This window comes from Streptomyces sp. NPDC060028, assembly GCF_042736725.1.
Taxonomy (GTDB): Bacteria; Actinomycetota; Actinomycetes; order Streptomycetales; family Streptomycetaceae; genus Streptomyces.
In genome coordinates, this window is sequence record NZ_JBHWVJ010000051.1 from 1 (window position 1) to 22,339 (window position 22,339).

Annotated in this window: 17 protein-coding genes; 9 read left to right on the forward strand and 8 right to left on the reverse strand. The window is 71.9% G+C overall.

The window, feature by feature from the left end:
* Positions 1 to 165: 165 nt before the first annotated feature.
* The 3 genes from ACFWBF_RS23785 to ACFWBF_RS23795 form a co-directional block, all read right to left on the reverse strand.
* Positions 166 to 1,560, reverse strand: a complete 1,395-nt coding sequence (locus tag ACFWBF_RS23785; RefSeq protein WP_385605349.1) for a hypothetical protein — start codon at positions 1,558 to 1,560, stop codon at positions 166 to 168.
* 326 nt (positions 1,561 to 1,886) lie between these two features.
* Positions 1,887 to 2,114, reverse strand: coding sequence for a hypothetical protein (locus tag ACFWBF_RS23790; RefSeq protein ID WP_385605352.1), 228 nt, complete (start codon positions 2,112 to 2,114; stop codon positions 1,887 to 1,889).
* Between the two features lie 15 nt (positions 2,115 to 2,129).
* Positions 2,130 to 6,152, reverse strand: coding sequence for a polymorphic toxin-type HINT domain-containing protein (locus ACFWBF_RS23795; RefSeq protein WP_385605354.1), 4,023 nt, complete (start codon positions 6,150 to 6,152; stop codon positions 2,130 to 2,132).
* Positions 6,153 to 6,510: 358 nt separating this feature from the next.
* On the opposite strand from ACFWBF_RS23795, the gene ACFWBF_RS23800 reads away from it, so the two are divergent.
* Both ACFWBF_RS23800 and ACFWBF_RS23805 read left to right on the forward strand, forming a co-directional pair.
* A complete protein-coding gene (locus ACFWBF_RS23800; RefSeq protein WP_385605356.1) occupies positions 6,511 to 6,762 on the forward strand; it encodes an acyl carrier protein in 252 nt (83 codons plus the stop codon).
* A gap of 2 nt (positions 6,763 to 6,764) precedes the next feature.
* On the forward strand, positions 6,765 to 7,988 hold the full coding sequence (locus ACFWBF_RS23805) for a beta-ketoacyl-[acyl-carrier-protein] synthase family protein (protein WP_385605358.1): 1,224 nt from the start codon (positions 6,765 to 6,767) through the stop codon (positions 7,986 to 7,988).
* On the opposite strand, the gene ACFWBF_RS23810 is transcribed toward ACFWBF_RS23805, so the two are convergent.
* From ACFWBF_RS23810 to ACFWBF_RS23820, 3 genes are all read right to left on the reverse strand, one after another.
* Positions 7,985 to 9,181: an aminotransferase class I/II-fold pyridoxal phosphate-dependent enzyme gene (locus ACFWBF_RS23810; protein ID WP_385605360.1), complete on the reverse strand. Its 1,197-nt coding sequence runs from the start codon at positions 9,179 to 9,181 to the stop codon at positions 7,985 to 7,987. The two genes, ACFWBF_RS23805 and ACFWBF_RS23810, sit on opposite strands and share 4 nt — an antisense overlap.
* Positions 9,178 to 9,492, reverse strand: a complete 315-nt coding sequence (locus ACFWBF_RS23815; protein ID WP_385605363.1) for an acyl carrier protein — start codon at positions 9,490 to 9,492, stop codon at positions 9,178 to 9,180. The genes ACFWBF_RS23810 and ACFWBF_RS23815 overlap by 4 nt, the downstream gene beginning before the upstream one ends.
* A gap of 82 nt (positions 9,493 to 9,574) precedes the next feature.
* Entirely contained in the window at positions 9,575 to 11,455 is a 1,881-nt protein-coding gene (locus ACFWBF_RS23820; protein ID WP_385605366.1) for an AMP-binding protein, read from the reverse strand.
* An 85-nt stretch (positions 11,456 to 11,540) separates the two neighbouring features.
* Here ACFWBF_RS23820 and ACFWBF_RS23825 point away from each other — a divergent pair, with 85 nt between their 5' ends.
* The 4 genes from ACFWBF_RS23825 to ACFWBF_RS23840 are packed head-to-tail and all read left to right on the forward strand — an operon-like array spanning position 11,541 to position 16,837.
* A complete protein-coding gene (locus ACFWBF_RS23825; RefSeq protein ID WP_385605369.1) occupies positions 11,541 to 12,695 on the forward strand; it encodes a GNAT family N-acetyltransferase in 1,155 nt (384 codons plus the stop codon).
* 2 nt (positions 12,696 to 12,697) lie between these two features.
* Entirely contained in the window at positions 12,698 to 13,708 is a 1,011-nt protein-coding gene (locus ACFWBF_RS23830; protein ID WP_385605372.1) for an NAD-dependent epimerase/dehydratase family protein, read from the forward strand.
* A complete protein-coding gene (locus ACFWBF_RS23835; RefSeq protein ID WP_385605375.1) occupies positions 13,702 to 15,915 on the forward strand; it encodes an acyl-CoA dehydrogenase family protein in 2,214 nt (737 codons plus the stop codon). Before ACFWBF_RS23830 ends, ACFWBF_RS23835 begins: the two co-directional genes overlap by 7 nt.
* Positions 15,896 to 16,837 carry an acyl-ACP desaturase gene (locus ACFWBF_RS23840; RefSeq protein WP_385605378.1) on the forward strand — a complete coding sequence of 314 codons (942 nt, stop codon included), beginning with the start codon at positions 15,896 to 15,898 and terminating at the stop codon, positions 16,835 to 16,837. The genes ACFWBF_RS23835 and ACFWBF_RS23840 overlap by 20 nt, the downstream gene beginning before the upstream one ends.
* A 44-nt stretch (positions 16,838 to 16,881) precedes the next feature.
* Here ACFWBF_RS23840 and ACFWBF_RS23845 read toward each other — a convergent pair whose 3' ends face one another.
* Entirely contained in the window at positions 16,882 to 17,664 is a 783-nt protein-coding gene (locus ACFWBF_RS23845) for a ribonuclease BN (protein WP_385605450.1), read from the reverse strand.
* Positions 17,665 to 17,853: 189 nt separating this feature from the next.
* On the reverse strand, positions 17,854 to 18,741 hold the full coding sequence (locus ACFWBF_RS23850) for a YihY/virulence factor BrkB family protein (protein ID WP_385605380.1): 888 nt from the start codon (positions 18,739 to 18,741) through the stop codon (positions 17,854 to 17,856).
* Positions 18,742 to 18,975: 234 nt separating this feature from the next.
* Here ACFWBF_RS23850 and ACFWBF_RS23855 point away from each other — a divergent pair, with 234 nt between their 5' ends.
* From ACFWBF_RS23855 to ACFWBF_RS23865, 3 genes are all read left to right on the forward strand, one after another.
* Positions 18,976 to 19,464, forward strand: coding sequence for a VanZ family protein (locus ACFWBF_RS23855; RefSeq protein WP_385605383.1), 489 nt, complete (start codon positions 18,976 to 18,978; stop codon positions 19,462 to 19,464).
* Between the two features lie 91 nt (positions 19,465 to 19,555).
* Positions 19,556 to 22,192 carry a class III lanthionine synthetase LanKC gene (lanKC, locus tag ACFWBF_RS23860; protein WP_385605386.1) on the forward strand — a complete coding sequence of 879 codons (2,637 nt, stop codon included), beginning with the start codon at positions 19,556 to 19,558 and terminating at the stop codon, positions 22,190 to 22,192.
* Positions 22,189 to 22,332 (forward strand): SapB/AmfS family lanthipeptide, encoded by a 144-nt coding sequence (locus ACFWBF_RS23865; protein ID WP_385605389.1) that lies wholly within the window; start codon positions 22,189 to 22,191, stop codon positions 22,330 to 22,332. The genes lanKC and ACFWBF_RS23865 overlap by 4 nt, the downstream gene beginning before the upstream one ends.
* The last annotated feature ends 7 nt before the right edge of the window (positions 22,333 to 22,339 follow it).

Genomic DNA, 22,339 nt, shown 5'->3' on the forward strand with positions numbered 1-22,339 from the left:
CGGCACGGCGCCTCGCCGTGTTGTCGGACCGCGCAAGTACGTCCAGTACGAGACGGGGTCCTCCGCCTTGCGATGCACCGCACCGGACACCGCGACCCGGCAAACCTTTTCGGCCACAGCACCAGCGCTGTGGCCGTCTGCCCGCCGGCGGCGTTCCCTGGCCCGCTACCCCGCGGTGCGGCCGCTCGCGAGGGGCCACTCGCGGTTGAGGGTGCCCAGCGGGATGCGGCGCTCGATGACCGGTGTGCCGAACAGGGACAGCGCGAAGTGGAGCTGGCCGCTCAGGTCGAAGCCGCCGTGCAGCGCCCAGGAGCCGCTCACCGAGGTCTTGCCGTCGGTGGACGCGCTCGCCTTGGCGTCGGCCTCGCCGCGCAGGTACGGGGCGAAGTCGGCGGTGACGCCGACGGCCCCGTACAGGCCCACGGAGGCCTCGGCGCCGAGGGCGCCCTTGACCCGCCCGGCGGCGGTGACGCTCGCCTTCACCGGGGAGCTGTGCACGGCCGACGTGCTGACCGGGGTCCAGCCCTTGCCCCACGCGTAGCTGCCGCCGACACGGAAGTCGCCCTTGACGTCCTGCTGGACGTCGAGGGTGACGCGGCCGTCGGCTTCCACCTGGACGTAGCAGGTCATGTCGAGGTTGACGACGACGGGCACCGGGCCCACCTGGATGACGGGGGCGCTGTGCAGCTTGGCGAACGGGATGCGCTTGGGCGTCCCGGTGCTCGCGGCGGCGCGGCCCTTGAGCTCCCACTGCGAGGACCAGGCCCCGCTCATGCCGAGGAAGGCGGAACTCGGACCGTGGCCGGCGCCCGAGCTGCCGTCGTACGAGAACTCCACCTGGGGGGCGAGCTGGACGAAGCCGGACACCGAGGCGCCGGCCGAGGCGGGGGCGTCCTGGGCGGTGTCCACCGAGGCGTCCACGTCGAGCCGCAGGTTGCCGAGCGGCAGGGTCGCGCCCTGAGGCCCGAACCGCGCGCCCTGGGGCTTCGCCCAGGAGAAGGTGACGCCCTTCATCAGTGGCTCGACGGTGACCGAGGAGGGGTCGACCGGCACCTTGCCGTCGGCCTTGTCGTCGTTGAGGGCGGAAGCGAGCGTGGTGGCGGCGGTCTTCACTTCCGTCCCGCGGTCGGTCTTGCCGACGACCTCGGTGACCTTCGCGAGCAGGCCGTCGGGGGCGCCGGGCGCGGGTGCGCTGGCGATGACGTCGCCCACCGCGACGGGAGTGCCGGGCGTGGGGGAGTGGCTCGGTGCGGCGGAACTTCCCTGGGGGGCCGCGGATATGACGGCCCGCCCGTTCGCCTTGTCGTAGGAGGCCACGCTCAGCGTGGACTTCTCGGGGCCCTTGCCGGTGCGGGTGCGGGCGATGGCCGTCGGGGCGGGCGACCCCTGCGGGGCGGCGGCCACCTCGAGCTGCCGGGTGCCGTCGGCCGTCGACGTGAGGGGGGCGGGGCTGCCCGGTTCGGCGGCATTGGTGTGCGCCACCGAGGAGCAGCCGGTGGCGGCGAGGGCCAGCGTGGTGAGGCCGGGGAGCAGGAGGCGTGTGGTGAGCGTGGTGCGCACTGAGCGGTGACCTTCGATGGGGGGAGGAGGTGTTACTGGTAAGTAACGTCAATCTGGATCATGCCATGTGCGCACGGCGGCAGTCACCTTCACTTCCGGCCAACTCGCCTGCCCGGCAAGGTGGTTGAAACTTCATTCAGGTGGATCAGTCGCCGCCGCAGCCGTAGCCGCCTCCGGCGGTCGGCGTACAGCCAGCTGTGCGCGGGACGATCGGCAGGAACCCCGGGCCTGCCGTTGCTCCACTGTCGTGCAGGCATGACGAGGCCCCGGGACGCTTGGTCCCGGGGCCTCGTCCAGCCGAAGTGGACTCTGAGATCAGAAGAAGATCAGAAGAAGATCGGAATCTCGACGCCGCTGGAATCCCAGGCCCGCATGTCGCCGCCCATCGGGCTGCCGATCATCAGGTGGTCAGGCTCGAGGGAGATCTCTCCCAAGCCGCCGCCCGTCCACTCGACGATGATGTGATCGCCGGCCGCGATGGTGAACTCTTCCGCTACGGGCTCGAAGACAACGGTGATCGATTCCGTCGGCTTCGCCGTCAGTCTGAACTTCATTGGGGCCTTCTCGATCTACAGGTTGTCCATGTACCACTGAGCCAGCTTTGCACGCTGGCCGGCACTGGGATTCGTCGGCTTGAGTTCGAGAACCTTGGCGTACGCGTCCCGGATCCTCCGGGCATGCTCCCTGGTCAGGCCCAGCTCCCTCATGGCCTTGAGCTGCGCGACACCCTTCTCGCCCTCCATCATGTCGAGGCTGCCGTCTTGCCGTCCCCAGACCAGCTTGCCGAACGGGCCACGCTTGTCGGCGTATCCCAGTTCCGTGGCGATCTCGTCCACCTTGGCGAATTCCGCCTTGACGAGTTCGGCGACCCTCTTGACGCAGTCTTCGGGGTTGGTGTTGTGGACCAGGACGGGAGACTCGCCGGCGGCCACGTAGTACGTGTGGAGGCCGTTGACGGTGAGGTTGTACGCCGACTGGAGCGTCTTCCAGCGGTGGACCCCGGCGATCCGGGCGGTGGCGCCGTCAGGCGTGCGGAGGGAGTCGCTGACCGTGAGGTCGGCCGCGTTCTTCCACGTCCTGGTGGTGTCGGACCAGAAGGGGTGGTGATCGGTGGAGGTGATGGTGCCGCCGCCGTCGGCGGCACTGAGGGTGACGTCGGTGAAGTCGCGGTCGTCGGGGGTGTGGATGGTGGCGTCGACGCGGCGCGGGCCGGTGGTGCCGGTTTCCGGGTCGGTGGCGAGGACCGAGTCACCGATGGCGATCTGCTCGATGGGACGGTAGGTGCCGTCGCCCAGGAGGACCCGGGTGCCCGCGGGGAAGCTGTTCGGCAGAGGCGGGATCGGGCACTGCAGGAATTTGTCGACCTTACGGGCGTCGATGGCCGCTTCGACGCCCTCGGCGCCCCACTTGAGGACCTTGGCGCCCTTGCCCGCCGGGATGACGCCGACGATGGCGATGGCGCAGTCGAGGACGGTGGGGTCCTGGATGCACTTCTTGATGTCGTTGAGGCCGGTGACCTCCCACACGATGGCCCGCAGGGTGGGGTCGATGGCGGGCATTTCCAGGACGGCGTCACCGGGGGCCATCAGGCAGTTGCGCCAGGCGAACTCTTCGCGGGTGGGGTGGGGGATGCAGCGGCGCGGCTGCTTCTTCTTCGCTTCCTCCTGCTGCTTCTTGCGTGCTTCCTCGGCCTGCTTGCGCCGGGTGGCCTCTTCGGCTTCGAACTTCTTCTTGACCTCGGTCCAGGCCTCGGAGGCGAGGGCGTTGGCCTCGTCCTTGCTCTTGCCTGCGGCGGTCGCCGACTCGCGGGCCTGGGTTGCGGACTCGTTGGCTCGGGCTGCCGATTCGCGTGCGTAGGCTGCGGAGAATTCGGCCTGGGCGGCGGATTCCTCGGCTGCGTCCGCGTCGCGGTCGGCGGCGGCTGCCGCGTTGCGTGCGGTGGCCGCGGAGTTCTTGGCCGCGCTGGCGCTGGCTTCGGCGGCGTTCGCGGACTTGTTGGCGTCGGCGGCGTAGACGGCGGCCGAATCGGCGGACTTCTTCGCCTGCCTGGCGTAGTCGTCGGCTTCGAGCTGGGCCTGCTTGGCCTTGGCGGCGGCCTCGGCCGCACGCCAACGGTTCGCGTTGGCCTTCGCGGCGATCCCGGAGGCTTCGGCGATCAGGCGGTCGATCTGGTTCTTGTGGTGCTCGGCGAGCTTGTCCTTGCGGTCGGCCATGAACTGGCCCACTGCCACGAACTCGTGGAGCTGGTCGGCGGGGCCGGCGAGTGCGATCTTGGCCGCGGCCTTGACCTCGGGACCACCGGTGTTGACGAGCTTGGAGGCGATGACCTGCTCGTCGCTGTTGCGCGCCGAGTACTGGCCGACCATGAGGAAGGTGGCCAGGGCCTTGCCGCTGCCGTCGGCGAGCGCCTTCTTCGTGGCGTCCTTGACACCCGGGCCGCCGAAGTTGTTGTACTTCGACACCTCGACCGCGAGATCGTCGGCTCCGGCCGTGTACTGGCCGGTCGTGTAGAAGCCGTTCACTTGCTCCGGCGTGCCCTGCAGCGCGGTCGCGGCTGCGGTGCGCACCGACGGGTAGGGGCTCTGTCCGCTGAGCTGGAAGACCCGCTCGCGGATCTCGTCCTGGCCGGCCTGCTTCCAACGGGTACGCAGGTAGGTCAGGACGCCTTCGTCAGTGCCCCCCAGCGCGTCAAGGGCGGCTTCCTGGCTCCAGGAGCCGCGCAGTTGCAGTGCTTTGAGGGCGAGGGCGCGGCCCTTGGTTGCGGTGGCCTTGGCGTCCACGTCCGGCTTGGCCGCCTCGGCGGCGAGAGCGGTCGCGGTGGCGTCGAGGCTGACGGCTTCGGCCTGCTGGGAGGCGGAGGCGGAGATGTACGCGTCGCCTTGGGCCTTGCGGGACTTGGCGCGTTCGATCGCGGCCTCGGTCCGGATCGCCAGGTCGGCGGCCTCGGTCTCCCGCGCGATCTGGACGACGTCCTTGGCCGTGGTCACTGCCTTGTCGGCGGCCTCGGCCGCCGTCTTCGCGGCGTCGGCGTGCTTCTGCGCCTCGGCAGCGGCGTTCGCCGCCTGACCCGCGTGAGCGGCCGCCTCATCGGCCGCGTCCGCGGCAGCACGGGCGTGCTTGGCCGCGGACCGGGCCGCGTCGCGGGCATCGAACGCCGCGTTGGCGGAACGCTGCGCGAGCGCGGACGCCTGATCGGCAGCCCGGTTCGCGGCGTTCGCGTGACGGCGGGCGTCCGCCGCGGCCTGACGGGCCTCGGCCGAGGAGTTGCCGGCGGCGTCCGCGTAGTTGTTCGCCTCATCCGCGGCGTCCGCGGCCGCGTTGGCGTTGTCGCCGGCGCTCTGCGACGCCTTCGCCGCGAGCCCGGCCGCGTAGGAGGCCTTGCCCGCCTGCTCGGCAGCGAGCGCCGAGGTCTCCACCAGCGCAGCCGCCGTACGGGCGATGCCCGCCAGATCCTTGGCACGGGCAGCCTGCGTGGCGTCACTACCGGCCGCGATGGCCGCGTTGTACGCGTCGTTGGCCGCGTTCGCCGCGGCTGCCGCGGCGCTCGCGGTCTGCGCGGCCGCCAGCGCCGCGATGCGCGCGGCGCGGCTGGCCGCGTTCGCCGAACTGATCGCCTGCTGGGCGGCAGCCGCCGCCGCACGGGCCGCATCTGCCGCCTGCTTGGCCTTCACCGCGGCGCGCGTCGCGTCGTTCCTCGCCAGATCCGCCTCGTGGGCGGCCTTCTGCGCGGCCTCCTTCGCCAGCGCGGAAGCGGCGATGGCGCGAGCCGAAGCCTCCTCGGCCGCCTTCGTCGCGTCCTCGGCCTGGACACCGGCCAGCTTCGCGTCCTCCGTCAACTGCGCGACGGTCGCGTACTCCTGGTCCCGGTTGCGCGCCGAGAACTGGCCGATCTCCAGGAACTCGACCATGTCATCGGGCGTTCCGCGCAGAGCGACCTTCGCAGCCGCCTTCACATTCGGACCACCCGACGCCGCAAGCTTCGAGACGGCAACCTCGTTGTCCGTCTCACGCGCCGCGTACTGGCCCTCGTTCAGGAACTTCGCGACGTCATCCGCGGTGCCCTTCAGCGCGGCCTTGCCCGCGTCCTTGACCCCGGAACCACCCAGGTTGATGATCCGTGAGACCTCGACCTGACGGTCCTCGTTCAGCGGAGCCTTCCAGCCTTCCTTCAGGAAGGTGTCCAACTGCGCCGGAGTGCCCTTCAGCGCCTGTTTGGCTGCCGTGCGGACGGCAAAACCGCCCACGTTGAAGACACGGCTGGCTCTGACGTAGTTGTCGTCGTACTCGATGGACGGTGCGGCATCCAGGAACTTCTGGATGTCGGCGTCCGAGCCGAGCAGCGCGCGCTCGGCCGCCTCCTTGATACCGGCGTCGCCGGTTCGCCAGTAGGCCACGGTCCGCATCCGGCCGAAGGGGTCCGCGTAGTCCGCTTCTTCGTCCGCTCCGGCGGGCGACGCGCCCAGCAGGCCGGCCGCCAGCGCCAGGGGCAGCAACCCGCCGCCGATGACACGCAGACTCGCCCCGTGGGCGGCACTTCTGCGCCGGCCGATTTTCGGGCGTTGCGCCCGATTGAAGAGTATTCGCCGTTTCATTCGGCAGGTTCCCCCTACGTGATCTGTGGCAGCCGTCTGTGTGCGAGTGCCTTGAAAGGCTCCGCACGCTCTCGCTGATGGGCAGCGGCAATGCGGCATCACAGCGGCGATCACGTGCGGCAGTGCGCCCGGGCGTGGTCCCCCTCCCGGTCTGGCATGACCGTATGCGCGAACCCACAGGAAATCAACCAGAGTTGAATTGTAGTCATCTGTCGTTGATTTGAAAGGGTTTGGGGGACTACAGTTCTTCCATCCGAATGCCCGCGGCGTCCTCGGGGATGAGCGGGGGCGTTTCTGGTATTCCTGCCTGGAAGGTTCTTGCGGCCTGGATGCGGTCCTGTGGGAAAGGAACACCGGCATGCATGTCTCCTACCAAGTCCTGGCGGGATTTGTGTCGTATCACTTCGGCATCGAGCCCGAAACCCTGCGCCCCGACATCACGTTCGAGGAGCTGGAGATGGACTCCCTCGCCCTGACGGAACTCGTCGTCGTCATCGAGAACGAGACCGGGATCCAGATCCCCGACGACGCCGGTGACATCGGTCCCCACACGACACTCGCCGAAGCGGCCGAGGTGGTCAGCCGGATCGGCGCATGCACCACGCGTTGAACGTGAGCACTCGACAGGTGGCGATCACCGGGCTCGGTCTCGTCACCTCCGCGGGCCACAGCACCCGCACGGTATGGGACACGATGTGCGCCGGCCGGTCGCTGGCCGCCCGTGACCCGGCACTCGCCGGCTTGCCCGTCGACTTCTCCTGCCAGGTGGGCGACTTCGACCCCACCGCGGAACTGGGCGCCCGTACGAGGCGGCGCCTGGACAGGTTCGGGCACCTGGGGCTGGCCGCCGCCCGACGGGCGATCAGCGATGCGGGCCTCGTACCGGAGAGCTGGGCCGCCGAACGCGTCGGAGTGGTCCTGGGCGTGAGCAGCAACAGCCTGGAGGGGTACGCCCGGGAATTCTCCCGTCTCGGCGGCGGCCGTCTGGGCGCCGTGTCGCCACTCGCCCTGCCCCGCAGCATCCCCAGCCTGCTCGCCGGCGAGGTCGCCATCGACCTGGGAGCCCGCGGTCCCAACTTCGTGACCACCAGCGCCTGCGCCTCGGGCACGACCGCGATCGGCGTGGCCCGGGACCTGATCCGTTCCGGCACCTGCGACATCGTCGTCACCGGCGGAAGCGAGTCGCCGCGGGCGCCGATGAACGCGACGTGCTTCACGCAGATGAAGGCGCTCTCGCGCGGCCACTCGCGCCCCGACCTGGCCTCGCGCCCCTTCGACGTCAGCCGGGACGGCCTGGTCCTCGGCGAGGGCGCCGCCGTCCTCGTGCTGGAGTCGACCGCACACGCCCGTGCCCGCGGCGCACGGGTACGAGCGTACGTCCGCGGGTACGGGGCCTCGGCCGACGCCCACCACCCCACCGCGCCCCACCCTGACGGCCGTGGCGCGGAGCAGGCGCTGCGCAGCGCCCTGGCGGACGCGGGGTGCGTGCCCGGCGATGTGGACCACATCAGTGCACACGGCACCGGTACCCCGCTCGGCGACGCCGCGGAGGCCGATGCCCTCCTTCGCGTCTTCGGCGCGCCACCCCCGGTCACCGCCGCCAAAAGTGTCATCGGGCACGCCATGGGCGCGGCCGGCGCGATCGCGGCGGCGCTCACCGTACTCGCCATCGAGCACCAGACCGTCCCGCCCACCGCCAACTTGGTGGAACAGGAACCCTGTCGCGAACTCGACATCCCCACCGGACTGCCGCGCCGCGTGCCCATGCAGGCGGCAGTCGTCAACGCGTTCGGCTTCGGTGGCCAGAACGCCGTGCTCCTGCTGACCGCTCCTTAGGCGTCGTCCAGCGCCCGCGCGATGGCCTCCGCCGCCTCGTCGATCTCGTCCTTGCCGTGGGCGCTGGTCACACCGATCCGCAGCCGTGCTCCGCCGATGGGTACCGCGGGCGGGAACAGCGGGTTCACGAGGTGGCCCCCTTCGAGGAGACGGGTGGCGATGCGTGCGGTGTCGTCGATCCGCCCGATGTGGACGAGCACGACATGGGCCGCGGAAGCGCCGATGTTCACGCCGGCCTGCCGGAGCCGATCGCGTAGCGCACTCGCGTTGTCGGCGGTGCGGGTACGAAGGAGCCCGCCTTCCTCCGTGGCCACCCGCACGGCCGCGAGGGCCGCTGCGACCGTGGCCGGGACCAGGCCCAGCGACAGCAGGTAGGCACCGGCCGAGTGGCGCAGCATGCGCATCACCCGCTCGCTGCCGCAGGCGAACCCTCCGGTGCTGGCGAAAGCCTTGCTCATGGTCCCGGTGATGACGTCGACACGGTCGAGTACGCCCAGGAGTTCGGCCGCGCCCCGGCCGTGCGGGCCCACCACGCCGCCCGAGTGTGCCTCGTCGACGATCAGCAGGGCGTCGTGGCGGTCGGCGAGATCCGCGATGCCCGCCAGCGGGGCGAAATCGCCGTCGGCGCTGAAGAGCCCGTCGACGACGATGATCCGGCGGCGGGCTCCCGCATACGCGACGAGCCCTGCCTCGAGATCGGCCAGGTCGTTGTGGCGGAAGCTGACCAGCCGTGCGCCGGAAAGACGGCCGCCCATCGAGATGGACCCGTGGTTGAGCTGGTCGGAGAGCACGACGTCGCCCGGACCCGCGAGCGTGGTCAGTACGCCGATGTTGGCTTGCATCCCGGTGGGAAACAGCGCCGCCGCGGGCTTGTCGAAGAACGTCGCCAGGGCGGACTCCAGGTCCCGGTGCAGCTCGGTGAATCCACCGACGGGCTGTGTGCCGTAGCAGTGCGTGCCGAAGCGCCGTACGGCGTCGATCGCCGCACCGGTGACGGCCGGATGCCTGCTCAGGCCCAGGTAGTCGCACGAACCGAATACGGAGACGATGCGGTCGTCGCTCAGCCTGGCCCGGGTGCCGAGCGGCTCGGAGATGACCGGGAACAGCGGGTAGTTCCCCTGTTCCCGCCATCGGTCGACGGTGTCGAGCACGCTGTTCAGGGCGGGCCCGAAGTCCATGTCGGTGGTGGTCAACGCGCCGCCCCGATCTGCGCGGTCAGCTCCCTGACCAGGTCCCCGAGGGGCAGGCCGGGTGTCAGCCGCTCCGCGAACCGGAGGGGGTCGATGACGACGTCGAACCGGGACTCCAGCGCGGTCAGCGACTCGGCCAGAAGCAGCGAGTCCATCCCCAGGTCTTCCAGGGTCAAGGCGTCCGACAGGTGATCCGGCGCCACGCGCAGCCTGACGGCGAGGATCTCCTTGACCGTGGGGCCAAGGGTCTCGGGTTGGAGATCCGTCGCGGGCAGGGGCGATGGGGCAGTCGAGAGATGCTGCACATCGGTCACGGCCGGTCTCCCTACGGGGTTTCGGTCACAGCAGCCCTGAGGCACCCACAGCCGAGACTGCTCTGCGTGGTGGACACACTACTCATGGTGACGACTGGTGGGTGGCGGACATCCCCGTGGAGACCCCCGCCGGAGGTCGTTGCGGGGAGTACGGCGCCTGCCGCCTGCCGGGCACCCCGGCGGCCCCGGAGGCCAGATAGGCGGCGGCGAGTCGCGTGCGCTGCACCTTGCCGCTGGCGGTGCGCGGCAGCATGCCCCGCGCCACGACGAAGACGTCCCGTACCGGCATGTGGAACTCCTTGCGCAGGGCGAGGCGAAGCGTGTCGGCCATACGCGATTCGTCGTCGGCGTACGCCGCGTCCCCGGCCGACGCGGTGCGGGACGGGCTGTACTCGAGGAACACCACGATGCTTTCGGCCGGTTCGTCCTGCGGCGCCACGGGAACCACCACCACGGCGGTCACCGACTCGGGACACGCGGCCGCGGCGACGGCCTCCAGATCGGCCGGTGCGTACAGCAGCCCGGCGTACTTGAAGGACTCCTTGAGGCGGCCGACGACGAACAGCTCGCCCTCGACGAAAGCTCCGAGGTCGCCCGTGGGGACGAAACCGTCGGGGTGGGCCGCCTCCCATCGACCGCCCGCGGTCGCCGTCCGAGCCGTCGCGGAGTCCCCGCCGACGTGGATTTCACCCACTCGGCCGTCGGGCAGTGCGTCGCGCCCGCCGCCGATCGCGGTGATGCGTACCCGGGTGCCCGACACGGCGGCCCCGTGGCCCACCAGTTGCTGGACGGCGGCGTCGGCGCAAGCTGGTGCGCCGTGCCGATCGGCCGCGGCGACCAGCCGGCCTTCCCCCAGGGCGCGGCGGTCGAAGCTTCGTACGGTGGTGGGTGTGAGCGGCGTACGGGTGGCCACCGCGACGCAGTTCTCGGCGAGACCGTACGCCGGCAGCAGCACGTGGGGCCGCAGGCCCAGCGGAGCCAGCGTCCGCTCGAACTCGGCGCACAGTGCGGGACTGATCCGCTCGGCCCCGATGAGGGCGACCCGGAGCGCCGACAGGTCCTCGCAGGACAGCAGGGCGAGGCGTTCCTTCACCTTGCGTCCGGCCAACTCGTAGCCGAAGGGCGGCCCCGCCGTGTGCGTGGCCCGGAAGGCGGACAGCTCGGTGATCCAGCGCAGCGGATCCCGTGCGAAGGTCTCCGGGGGCACGGCCCGAACCGACGACCCCGAGAACAGGCTGCTCGCCAGGCAGCCGATCAGGCCCATGTCGTGCGACAGCGGCAGCCAGAACACCCCGCGGCCACGGTGGTAGTCCACCCGGCGGTTCAGCGCGGTGGCATTGGCGGCGAGGTTGCGATGGGTGAGCAGGATCCCCTTCGGGGCGCAGGTGCTGCCGGAGCTGAACTGCAGCAGGGCGGGCCGGCCCGGGTCGAGCGCGACCGGCGGCGCGGGCAGCGACCCGGTCACGGAGGCCTGGGTGAACTCGCCGGTCGGCAGGGCGACCGACGGCAGGCCCGCGGTACGGATGAGGTCGGCGTACGCGTCCACGCCCTCGGCCGGCGCGAGGCACCAGCGGGCCTCGCCCAGCGCGAGGGTGTCGCGGGCCCGGTGGGTGTGGTGACTGCCGGGCCGCGGGCGCGTGATGGCGCGCAGGGGGACCAGCACCCCTCCGGCCGCCTGTACGCCCACCGTGGCGATCATGGTCTCCAGTGAGGTCTGCATGACCAGCGCGACGTGCTCGCCGGGGCGGACCCCCCGCTCACGCAGTCCGGTGGCGAAGGCCACGACCCGCCGCCAGAACGTCGGGTAGTCGGTCTGTTCCACCGTGTCCACGCCGCAGGTCGCGCCCAGTTCGGCGGCGACCCCGTCCCGGGCGTGGGCGTACACCGCGTCGACCCAGGTGCGGTGCGGGACGGGGGCCGGCTCGGCCACCCGGTCGGCTTCGGCGCTGCGGCTGTGTGGCACGGCATGACCTCCTGCATGGATGACTCAGCTAGTCAACATATGCGTGCTAATGTCCGGATCCGTGGACGTTCTGACGGTGTCTCCGGTGCGCACCCGGGCTCAGCGAGCGGCCTTCGTCGAGTGCGAGTACGCCCTGCGCCGCGAGGACGACTGCTGGGTGCCACCGCTGAGACGGGACCAGTACCGGCTGCTCCGTCGGGGCGACAACCCCTTCCTGTCGTTCGGCGAGATCGAGCTGTACCTCGCCCGCCGCGGGGGAGAGGTCGTAGGGCGCATCGCCGCCGTGCACGACCCCCGCCACAACCGCCACCACGAGACCCGTGACGGATTCTTCGGCCTCTTCGCCTGCGCCGACGACGAGGACGTCGCCCGGGAGCTGTTCCGGGCCGCCGGCACCTGGCTCGCGGAGCGGAGCATGACCTCGATGGTCGGGCCGGTGAACTTCTCGATGAACTACGAATGCGGAGTCCTCGTCGACAGGTTCGAGGCGCCCGCGGCCCTGCTGATGCCCTGGAACCCGCCGTCGACACCCAAGCTGATCGAGAGCTGCGGCTTCACGGCCGCTCAGGACCTGCAAGCCTGGGAGTGGGCCTGCGTGCCCGAGCGGCCCGCGGCCCTCGACCGCATCACGCGGGCCGCGGCGGCCCGCCGCGGCGGCATCACCGTCCGCAGCGTCGACCTCTCGGACTACGAGGCCGAGATGCAGCGGGTCCGCGGCCTCTACCACCGCGCCTGGCAGGACAACTGGGGATTCGTTCCCATGACGGACCGTGAGTTCCAGCACCTCGCCCAGCAGTTGCGCCCCGTACTGCGCCCCGAACTGGCGTTGATCGCCGAGGTTGCCGGTGAGCCCGTGGGCTTCTCCCTCACCCTCCCGGACCTGGCCCCTGCCCTCAGGGCCGCCGGAGGGCGTCTGCACCGGTGGGGCGTGCCCCTGGGCCTGGCCCGGATGCTCCGCGCGTCCCGGAGGGTCCGGCGCGGCCGGATGATGGCGCTCGGCGTCGTCGAGGAGCACCGGCAGTCGGGGGTGCTCCCGCTCCTGCTGGCGCGGACCGAAGAGGCCGCCCGTCGCCTCGGCTACGAGGCCGTGGAGATCTCCTGGGTCCTGGAGGACAACAAGGCCGCCCTGCGCACGCTTCGGCTCGTGGGCTGTCGTCGCACCAAGACGTACCGCATCTACCGACGCGACCTGCGGGATCCGGGTGACCGACCGGACGGGCAAGCCCCGCGAGACCCCTGAGGATGGCCATGCGTGTTCTGCTCACCGGCGCCACCGGCTTCATCGGCCGCCGACTCACCCGCCGCTTGCTGGCAGGCGGCCACGAGGTGACCGCGATCGTGCGGTCCACCTCCGCCCGGGAGCTCGTACCCCGGGGCGCGCGCCTGGTGGTGGGAGACCTGGCCGACGGGACGGGCCTGGCGGAAGCCGTTCGCGGTGCCGAATGCGTGCTGCACCTTGCGGGAGTGGTCAAGGCGAGACATGCGGAGGGTTTTGAGCGGGTCAACGCGACGGGCACCCGGATGCTCGGTGAGCACCTCGCCGCTCTGCCCGCACCGCCCCGGCTGATCCTGTGTTCCTCGCTCGCCGCCGCAGGTCCGTCCGTCCCCGGCCGCCCCCGACGCGAGGAGGACCCGCCGGCTCCCGTCTCACGGTACGGCCGCAGCAAACTCGCCGGTGAGCAGGCCTTGCGCAACCTGGCGCCGGACCTGCCCTCCGTCGTCGTACGGCCGCCGATCGTCTACGGCCCGGGGGACCCGGCCTTCATCCCCGCGCTGGCCGCGATGGCCCGGGCGGGGATCGCACCCCGCCCCGGTACGAAGACCTGCCGGTACTCCCTCGTACACGTCGACGACGCGTGCGCCGCGCTGGAGACGGCGATGCACCGTGGCCTTACCCTGGCCCGGGACGATTCCGCGGCCGGTGTCTACACGGTATCGGACGGAGTCGAGCATTCGTGGGCCGGGATGTGCGCCGCGGTGGCCCGCGCGATGGACCGCAGGACCCCGCTGTTGGTCCCCGTCCCGGCGCCGGCCGTCCACGCGGTGGCATGGCTTTCGGAGATGGCCGCCCGACGGCGCGGTCCCGCGGCGTTCCCGGCGGTCAACCGGGACAAGGCGGTGGAGGGCCGCTGCCCGGCGTGGACCTGCTCCACGGACAAGGCGGAGCGCGAGCTCGGATTCACCCCTCGGGTCGACTTGGAGGCCGGGCTGGCCGGGATGTTCGGCGCCGCCCGTCAGGAGACGCCGTGCTGACCCCGACGGCCGCCTCGGACGGTACGCCCGCAGAGCGGCCGCATTCCTCCGGATCCGCCCGGCCGCAGCCTGCCGGGCGGGGCCTCGGCGCGCAGGTGGCCGAAGCCGTGGCCGAAGGGCTGACCGCGGTGCTGACCGGGTTGCTGCCGGACCCGCCGCCCAAGGCCGCCCGGACGTGCACGGCCCTTCAGCATGCGTCCAGCGACGGCCTGCTGGGCACCCGTTGCGACATCAGCCTGCGCGGACAACCCGGCGGATGGACCGCCACCGGTCGCGCCGAGCACGTGCTGGGGCTGCCCGGGGCCGACCGGATCCTGTGCGAAGCCGTTCGGCCCGGGGGAGGGGGCACGGTCCTCGTGCTGCTGCCCCTGCGCGGTCCGGGAGTCGCGCGCGGCGAAGGGAAGCCGTCTCCCCTCACGGGGGCGCGCTGGGGATGCGTACGCCTGGACTCGGTCCCCGTGCCCGACGCCCACACCGTCCAAGTGCGGCCCGGTCACGAGCAGTTGCTGCACGACGCGGTGGCCGGGACCCGGCTGCGGCTGGCTCGTCTGGTGACCGAGCTGGCGGCGGACGCCGTGGCGGCGGCCATCGGATACGTGGTCGAACGGCCGCTCGCCGGCGGACGCGTCGCGGACCGGCAGGCGGTACGGCACGCCTTGGTGGAGGCCACGGCGCAGGTGAGGATGTGCGACGCCCATCTGAACCGGGTGGAATCCCGGGCTGCCCCCTCCTTGCGCGACGCCGCACTACGAGTGGCCGCCCACGTCGCGTTCGCCGCCCCACGAGCCGTCGAGACCGCCTGCCAACTCCACGGTGGCTACGGGTTCCTCGAAGAGCAATGGATCGCCCGCGCCTACCGCGACTCCGTCTACACCTGCGCCTTGCTGGGCGGGCAGGACCAACTGGACCGGGCCACCGGCCTGCTGCCGATCACCGCCGGCCCCGAGGCGGCCGCCGTACGCCGGACGACCGCACCCGTACGCCCCCCGGACTCCGCGAGCGCGTTCCGTGCCGGGGTGCGCGCGCTGGTCAGGCAGGACATCGCACCGCACGTACCGGACTGGGAGGCGAACGGCGGCGTCACCCGGCAGTTGTTCGCGGCCGTCGGCCGTGCCGGGGTGTTCGGCGTACGGGTTCCGGCTCGGGAGGGCGGACTGGGTCTGGGGCTGGCGGACGGTGTCGCCTTCATCCGCGCCGTGGGGCGCGACGCGGTCGGCGGCGTCAGCACCAGTCTGTCCGTACAGACTCACGTCGCCGTGCCGCTGCTGCAGGAACACGGCACGCAAGAGCAGAAGCGCCGATGGCTGCACCCCCTGCTGAAGGGCGACCTGGTCGCCGCGGTGGCGATCACCGAGCCCGGGGGAGGGTCGGACCTCGTCAACGCGACAGCCACCCGTGCGGTGGCGACTGACGAAGGGTGGCTTCTCGACGGAGAGAAGACCTTCGTCACCAACGCCCCCATCGCGGACTTCCTGATCGTCCTGGCGCGCACCGAACCCCGGGCCGGCGCCCTCGGCATGACGTTCTTCCTGGTACCGACCGACCTCCCCGAAGTGCGGGTGCGGCGACTGGAAACCGTGGGCCTGCGCAGCTCACACACCGGCCGGATCCGGTTCACGGGCTGTCGGCTGCCCGCCGAGGCCGTGCTCGGCCGCACGGGGCTCGCCATGGCTCACCTGGCCCGGGTCCTGCCGGAGGAGCGGCTCGCCATCTCCGCCGGCATGCTGGAATGCGCCCGCCGCAGTGTGGAGCGCACCGCCGTGCTCCCGACGGTGCGCTCCTCGGCCGCGGCACGCGGCGAACTGTCCGGGTGGACGGTCCGGCTGGAAGCCGCCGAGGCGTTCCTGGACGCCGCGGTCGAACGGTTCGACGGCGACGGCGGTGGTGGTGGTGGCGTCCGTCTCGATGCGGACCTCGCCAAGACCGTCAGCGCCCGCCTCACCCAACTGATCGTCAACGGCTGCGCCCGGCTCGCCGGCCCCGATGCCTTCGCCGATGAGAGCGAGCCGGGCAGCCTGCTCCCCGCCCTGAGGGACGTCCGAGTCCTCAGTGTCTTCGGCGGTAGTTGCGAGACGGTCAGGGACACCGCGGCCGCGGAGATCCTCAGAGGCGCCGTCGTGCGTCGAGGCCGGGATCCCCGGCACCACCTGCTCGCCCCGCGCACTTCCACAGCCCTCAGGAGAGACGATGCACAGTCCCGGCGCTGAGCCGTCACAGGACGACGACCACGTACTGCGGGAACTCGAACCGGTCGTCGCCGCCAACCTCGACCGGCACCTGTCGATGACCCAGGAATGGTTTCCCCACCAGTACGTGCCGTGGAACCGCGGCCAGGACTTCGACGGACCGCTGGAAGGCCGCCCCTGGGACCCCGAACAGTCCCCGCTGGCCGCTCACGTACGGGCGGCGCTCGTCCTGAGCCTGCTGACCGAGGACAACCTGCCGAGTTACCACACGGAGCTCGTCACCGAGCTCGGCCGCGGGGGAGCCTGGGGCGAGTGGGCGCATCGGTGGACGGCCGAAGAGGGCCGGCACAGCACCGCTCTGCGCGACTACCTGCACGTCACCCGGGCGGTGGATCCCGTCGCCCTGGAACGCCACCGGATGCAGCACATGAGTACGGGCTACACCCGCGAGTACCCGGGCTCGGCCCTCCACGGGATCGCCTACGTCATGGTGCAGGAACAGGCCACCCGGGTGGCGCACCGCAACACCGGGCGCGTCAGCGGCGAACCGGCGTGCGAACGGCTGCTGACCCGGATCGCCGCGGACGAGAACCTCCACATGGTGTTCTACCGCGATCTCTTGGCCGCGGCCTTCGACCGGTACCCGGATCGCACCATGCGGGCTCTGTGCGAGGTGGTCTGCACCTTCCGGATGCCGGGCCACCATGCCCCCACGCTGCGCTCCGCCGCCCGGAGCATCGCCGTCTGCGGCATCCTCGACCGCAATGTGCTGCTGAACGAGATCCTGCGCCCGCTGCTCAGATCGCTGGGGGTGTTCGAGCGCACCGGTCTGACGGGAGAGGGAGAGCGCAGCCGCGAGAAGCTGCGGCAGTACGTCGAACGGCAGGCGGCAGCGGTTGCCCGGTCCGCGCAACGGCGTGCCGAGCACGCCGTGCGCGTGTGACAGCCGGGCCGGTGACGCCCGGCGTCGTCCCCGCAGCCGTCGCCTCACCGGCCGGGATCCGCCGGGCGCGCCCGGCGCAGCAGTTCGTCGTGGAGCAGTCGGCCGGCGAGGGCGCCCCCGAAGACGACGACTCCGATGCCGACGAGCCAGGTCTGGATGACGAGGACGGTTCCGAAAGAGCCGTACGTGACGGCGCTGGACGCGATCAGCGGTGAAAAGACGAGCCGGGAGAAGATCCGCAGCCCGAGCAGTCCGATCATGGTGGCCGCCGCCCCGGGAAGGAGGGCGGTCCACGGGACCCGGCCGGCGAGCAGCAGGCGCTGGGACCACCAGAAGAAGAGGGTTCCGATCGCCACCGTGACGAAGCCGCGGGCCGGGGACTCGCGCCACGGCGGAGTGATCGCCGAGAGGTAGAGGACCCCGACCAGCACGCCGAGCCACAGCACGTGACGCCATCGGGCCCACCAGCGGGCCGGAGGCAGACCCCAGACCTGCTCGTAGCCGCTTTGCAGCAGGGTGCCGAAGGACAGGCCGAACACGGCGAGCAGGGCGAGGCCGAACGCCGTCGTGGTCCGCCAGGTCTGGCCGGGCAGGGCGAAGAGCCGCTCGATCTCCACCCTGGCGGCCGGCGACACGCCGAGCCCGTCGCCGAGCCATTGCGCGAACCCCTGCCCTCCGCGGGTGTCCGCGGCGGATACGACGATCAGCAGCGGCACCAGGGTGAGGAACCCGAGCGCCGCGAACCCCAGGGAGCGCTGCCACAGCTCCAGGTTCCGCACGTGGGCCCAGCGGCGACCGGCCCGCGCACGGCGGATCGCGCTGAGTATCCGCCCGGAGGGCGACGGCCGTCCCGCCCCTTTGGACCCGGTCATTTCGGCGGGGGCGGTGAGGGCGGGCGGGCCGTGGGTGAGGGCGAGGGTGAGGTGACGAGCATGGCCACTCCAGCTTCTGCTCCCACGGTAGAACCCCCGTGTCCGGGAATCCACCGCGGCGAAACCCCACTCGGCCGCCGAGGCTCAGGGACGTGGCCGGGAGTCCGGCTCCCGTGCCCGTTCGGCGTTGAACCGGGCCCCGGTGAGCAGCGCCAGGTTCGCCAGCCAGAGCCAGACGACGAAGACCACGATGCCGGCCAGCGAGCCGTAGAGCCGGCCGTACGTGCCCAGCTCCGTGTACAGCGTGAAGAGCCCCGAGGCGCCCAGCCAGAGCAGGGCCGCGAGTACGCCGCCGGGCAGGCCCCGGCGGGCGCCCCGGCTCTGGGCGGGGCCGGTACGGAAGAGGACCAGCACCAGGAGGGTGACGACCACCAGCAGCACGGGCCAGCGCAGGAGCACGATGCCGTGCGGGCCGTCCCCGCCGGTGGCTTGGGCGGCGCGTCGGGCCAGCGGCCCCGACACGACCAGTCCCACGGCGCCGACGACGAGGAGGATCAGCAGCAGTACGGCGTTGAGGACCAGCATGTGGGCCGCACGAAGCGCGGTCCGCGTATCGGGAACCCGGTGCATCGTGTGCAGCGTGCGTCGGAACACCGCCAGGTAACTGCACGCCGACCACACCGCGCTCAGCGCACCGCCGATCAGCAGGGTCCACATCGAGGAGTGCTCCGCCGAGAGGCCGGCCAGCGCGTCGCGCAGCACCACCGCCGACTGAGGGGGCGCGTACGAGGTGAGCTCGGCGACCAGCCGGTCCCCCGTCGCATCGCCCAGCAGCCCCACGAGGGAGACCGCGATGACGAGTGCGGGCAGGAGCGCCAGCACGGCGTAATAGGTGAGGGCGGCCGCCTGGTCGGCGAGATTGTCGGTCCAGACGTGGACGGCCGTACGCCGGAGTTCGGCGCGGGTGCGCGCCACGAGGGCGACAGCGGGCGGGCTGCCGCGACGCGATGCGGTGCGGGGGATGTAGCTCATGCCGCGCGGGTGCCCGACAGTGCCCGTGAGCATGCACCCGCGGCGTCCCGCGTCCCGCGTACGGCGCCAGGGCGGACCGCCGGCGGTGCTCGCGTACCGGGCCGTCCGCAGGGTAGACGCGCGCCCATGACACGAAGGTACGCGCTACGGCGCGGCGGGGAGCCAAAGGAAGAGTCCGTACCGGCCACCGGGAGGCAACACCGGCCGCCGCACCCGGCGGTCAGGGCGCTGGCCATGGTGATCGCCCTCGTCGGAACCGTCCTGTTCGGCTTGGTCCTGGCCCGGCTGACGCTGGAACCGTCCGCCGCCTCGGCGGCCCTCGTACACAGCAATCTCCATCCCGGCAGTTCGATCAGCGCCTACCTGGACGGGCCGTCGACGATCGAGGCGGTGCGCCAGCTGGGCGGGAACCTGCTGCTGGGCCTGCCGTTCGGTGTGCTCCTGCCCGTCCTGCTGCCCCCCGCCCGGGGGCTGCTGCGGGTCGCGGCCGTGACGGTCTGCCTGATGACGCTGGTGGAGCTCATCCAGGGCGCCCTCGTCACGGGACGCGTCTTCGACATCGACGACGTCATCCTCAACACGGCCGGAGCGCTCCTCGGTTACCTGCTGATCGGCCGGAGGCTGGGGCGGGCCGTACACCCGCGCCGTCGGCACTGGTGGCACCGCTGGACCCGCCGCCCCCGCCCGCCCCGGTCACGGGAAGCGGAGCCTCGTGACTCGTGAGTACTGCACACCCCATCGGTGACAGCGGCGACTGTCGCCGTGTGTGCCGGGCGTGACACGGTCGGTCCTGTCACCGACCGAGGGAGCAGGAGTGAACAAGGGGTACGCCGCCTTCTGCGACGCCGACCGCTGGTTCTACGACGCGCCGTACCGGCGAGCCGGCGAGAGCTATCCGGCCGCGCTCGCCCCCGTCCCGTCGGGGTGGCGCTCGCACCGGAGCGGTGACTGGCTCGCGCTGCGTCCCGTCGGCGCCGAACTGCCCTCGCAGGGCTGGAAGATCCACGTCTCGGCCACGCTCGACAACGCAGAGTCGCTGCTGACGACGGTGTACGAGTACTGCACCGCCCGGAGCATCGCCTTCAAGTTCATCCCGAGCCGGTACCTGCTGCACCTGCGCAACGCCAAGTACGCCGACCGCGCGGCGAGCGGGAAGTTCATCACCGTGTACCCCGCCGACGAGGAGCAGTGCCGCCGGATCGCGGAGGACCTCGACGCCGCGCTGGCCGGCGCGGCAGGACCGTACATCCTCAGCGATCTGCGCTGGGGCGCCGGACCGGTCCACCTGCGCTACGGCAGCTTCACCCTGCGGCACTGCTACGACGAGCACGGCGAACTGGTCCCGGCGATCGAGACCCCGGACGGGCGGCTCGTACCGGACCGGCGCGAACCGGTCTTCCAGCCGCCCGAGTGGCTCGAACTGCCCGACTTCCTGAAGCCGCACCTCGCGGCGCGCTCCGCGGTCACCCTGACCGGCGTCCCCTTCACGGTGGAGCGGGCGCTGCACTTCTCCAACGGCGGCGGCGTCTACGTCGGCAAGGACAGCCGCACCGGCGAGCGCGTGGTGCTCAAAGAGGCCCGCCCGTACGCCGGCCTCGCCGCCGACGGCGCGGACGCCGTGACCCGGCTGCACCGCGAACAGGCCGCGCTGGAACGCCTGGAGGGCCTGGACTGCGTCCCGGCGGTCCGCGGCACCTTCACGGTCGGCGGCCACCACTTCCTCGTGCTGGAACACCTCGCGGGCAAACCGCTCAACACCTACTTCGCCCGCCGCCACCCGCTGATCGAGGCCGACCCCGACCCGGCGGAGCTCGCCTCGTACACCGAGTGGGCCCTCACGATCCACCGCCGGGTCACGGAGGCCGTCGACGCCGTGCACGCCCGCGGCGTGGTCTTCAACGACCTCCACCTCTTCAACATCATGGTGACGGAGGACGAGGCGGGCGAACCCTCCGTCGCACTCCTGGACTTCGAAGCCGCCGCGCACGTCGACGAGGGGCTGCGGCAGACCGTCGCCAACCCCGCCTTCGTCGCCCCCGCCGGACGGCGCGGATTCTCCGTCGACCGCTACGCCCTCGCCTGCCTGCGGCTCGCCCTGTTCCTGCCGCTGACCAGCCTGCTCGTCATGGACCGGGCCAAGGCCGCGCATCTGGCCGCCGTCGCCGCCGAGCAGTTCCCCGTACCGCGTCGGTTCCTGGACGAGGCCGTCGAGGAGATCCTGGCGGGCGCCCCGCAGGACGGACCGGGCTCCCGCCCGCCCGTCCCGGCCGGGCCGTACCTGCCCGTCGAGCCCGGGCAATGGCCGGCCGCCCGTACGTCGATGGCCGCGGCGCTGCGTGCGAGCGCCACCCCGGACCGCGAGGACCGTTTCGTCCCGGGCGACATCGCCCAGTTCGCGGCCGCCGGGGGAGGCACCGGCTTCGGCTACGGGATCGCCGGAGTGCTCCACGCCCTCGCCGAGACCGGCGCCGAACCCTGGCCCGAGGCCGAGCAATGGCTGCTCGACCGGACCGAGGCCCCGCTCTCCGGCACTCCGCTCGGCTTCTACGACGGCCTGGCTGGCACGGCCTGGACCCTGCACCGGCTCGGACACCACGGCCGAGCTCTCGCCCTCGCCGACCAGCTGCTGCACCAGCCCTGGGAGAGCGCGGGCCCCGACCTGCACAGCGGACTCGCCGGCATCGGCCTGGCCCTGGACGCGCTCGGCACCGCGAGCGGCGAGAGCGAGCTGCACACCGCGGCCCTGCGCTGCGCCGAGCTCATCGCCCGGCCCGAGCAGCGGCCCGCCCGCGCGGGACTGCTGTACGGCAACTCCGGCCCCGCCCTGCTCTTCGTGCGGCTGTACGAGCGCACCGGCGACAAGGAACTGCTGACCCAGGCCGCCCAGGCGCTCCACCGCGACCTCGACCGCTGCGTCACCAGCGCCTACGGCACCCTCCAGGTGAACGAGGGCTGGCGCACGATGCCGTACCTCGGTGAGGGCAGCGTCGGCATCGGCATGGTGCTCGACGACTGGCTGGAGCACGGCCCGGACGAGCGCTTCGAACAGGCCCGGCTCGAGATCGTACGGGCGGCGCAGGCGACCTTCTACGCCCAGCCCGGGCTGCTGCGCGGCGCCGCCGGGATGATCCTCCACCTGGCCCGGACCACCACACCGGGCCCGGGCACCGGGCCCGACGCCATCGCCCGCCAGATCGACGCACTGGCCCGGCACGCCGTGCCGTACCAGGGGCATCTGGCCTTCCCCGGCGAGCAGATGATGCGCCTGTCCATGGACCTGGCCACGGGCACGGCCGGCGCTCTCCTCGCCCTCGGCAGCGCGGCGCCCGCAGGGCGCGCTCACCTGCCGTTCCTCCCGCCGCTGCGCGAACGCGCGGCGGCCCCCAAGCCGGTCCCACCCGGGGCCGTGACCCATCGCACCACTCGAGAGAAGAAGAGGAATCTGACATGACGCTTCTTGACCTGCAGTCGATGGAGACCCCGAAGGAAGAGATCACCGAGGCCGCGATGCACGGCGGCGGCGGTGGCGGCAGCCGGGCCAGCCTGCTCCTCTGCGGAGACAGCAGCCTGAGCATCACGACCTGTAACTGACATAGGT

What these genes read in the sequence shown, in the direction of transcription:
- ACFWBF_RS23790 (WP_385605352.1), bottom strand. Translation starts at nt 2,114, where the DNA reads ATGAAGTTCAGACTGACGGCGAAGCCGACGGAATCGATCACCGTTGTC.
- ACFWBF_RS23865 (WP_385605389.1), top strand. Translation starts at nt 22,189, where the DNA reads ATGACGCTTCTTGACCTGCAGTCGATGGAGACCCCGAAGGAAGAGATC.
- ACFWBF_RS23795 (WP_385605354.1), bottom strand. Translation starts at nt 6,152, where the DNA reads ATGAAACGGCGAATACTCTTCAATCGGGCGCAACGCCCGAAAATCGGC.
- ACFWBF_RS23800 (WP_385605356.1), top strand. Translation starts at nt 6,511, where the DNA reads ATGCATGTCTCCTACCAAGTCCTGGCGGGATTTGTGTCGTATCACTTC.
- ACFWBF_RS23850 (WP_385605380.1), bottom strand. Translation starts at nt 18,741, where the DNA reads ATGAGCTACATCCCCCGCACCGCATCGCGTCGCGGCAGCCCGCCCGCT.
- ACFWBF_RS23840 (WP_385605378.1), top strand. Translation starts at nt 15,896, where the DNA reads ATGCACAGTCCCGGCGCTGAGCCGTCACAGGACGACGACCACGTACTG.
- ACFWBF_RS23830 (WP_385605372.1), top strand. Translation starts at nt 12,698, where the DNA reads ATGGCCATGCGTGTTCTGCTCACCGGCGCCACCGGCTTCATCGGCCGC.
- ACFWBF_RS23855 (WP_385605383.1), top strand. Translation starts at nt 18,976, where the DNA reads ATGGTGATCGCCCTCGTCGGAACCGTCCTGTTCGGCTTGGTCCTGGCC.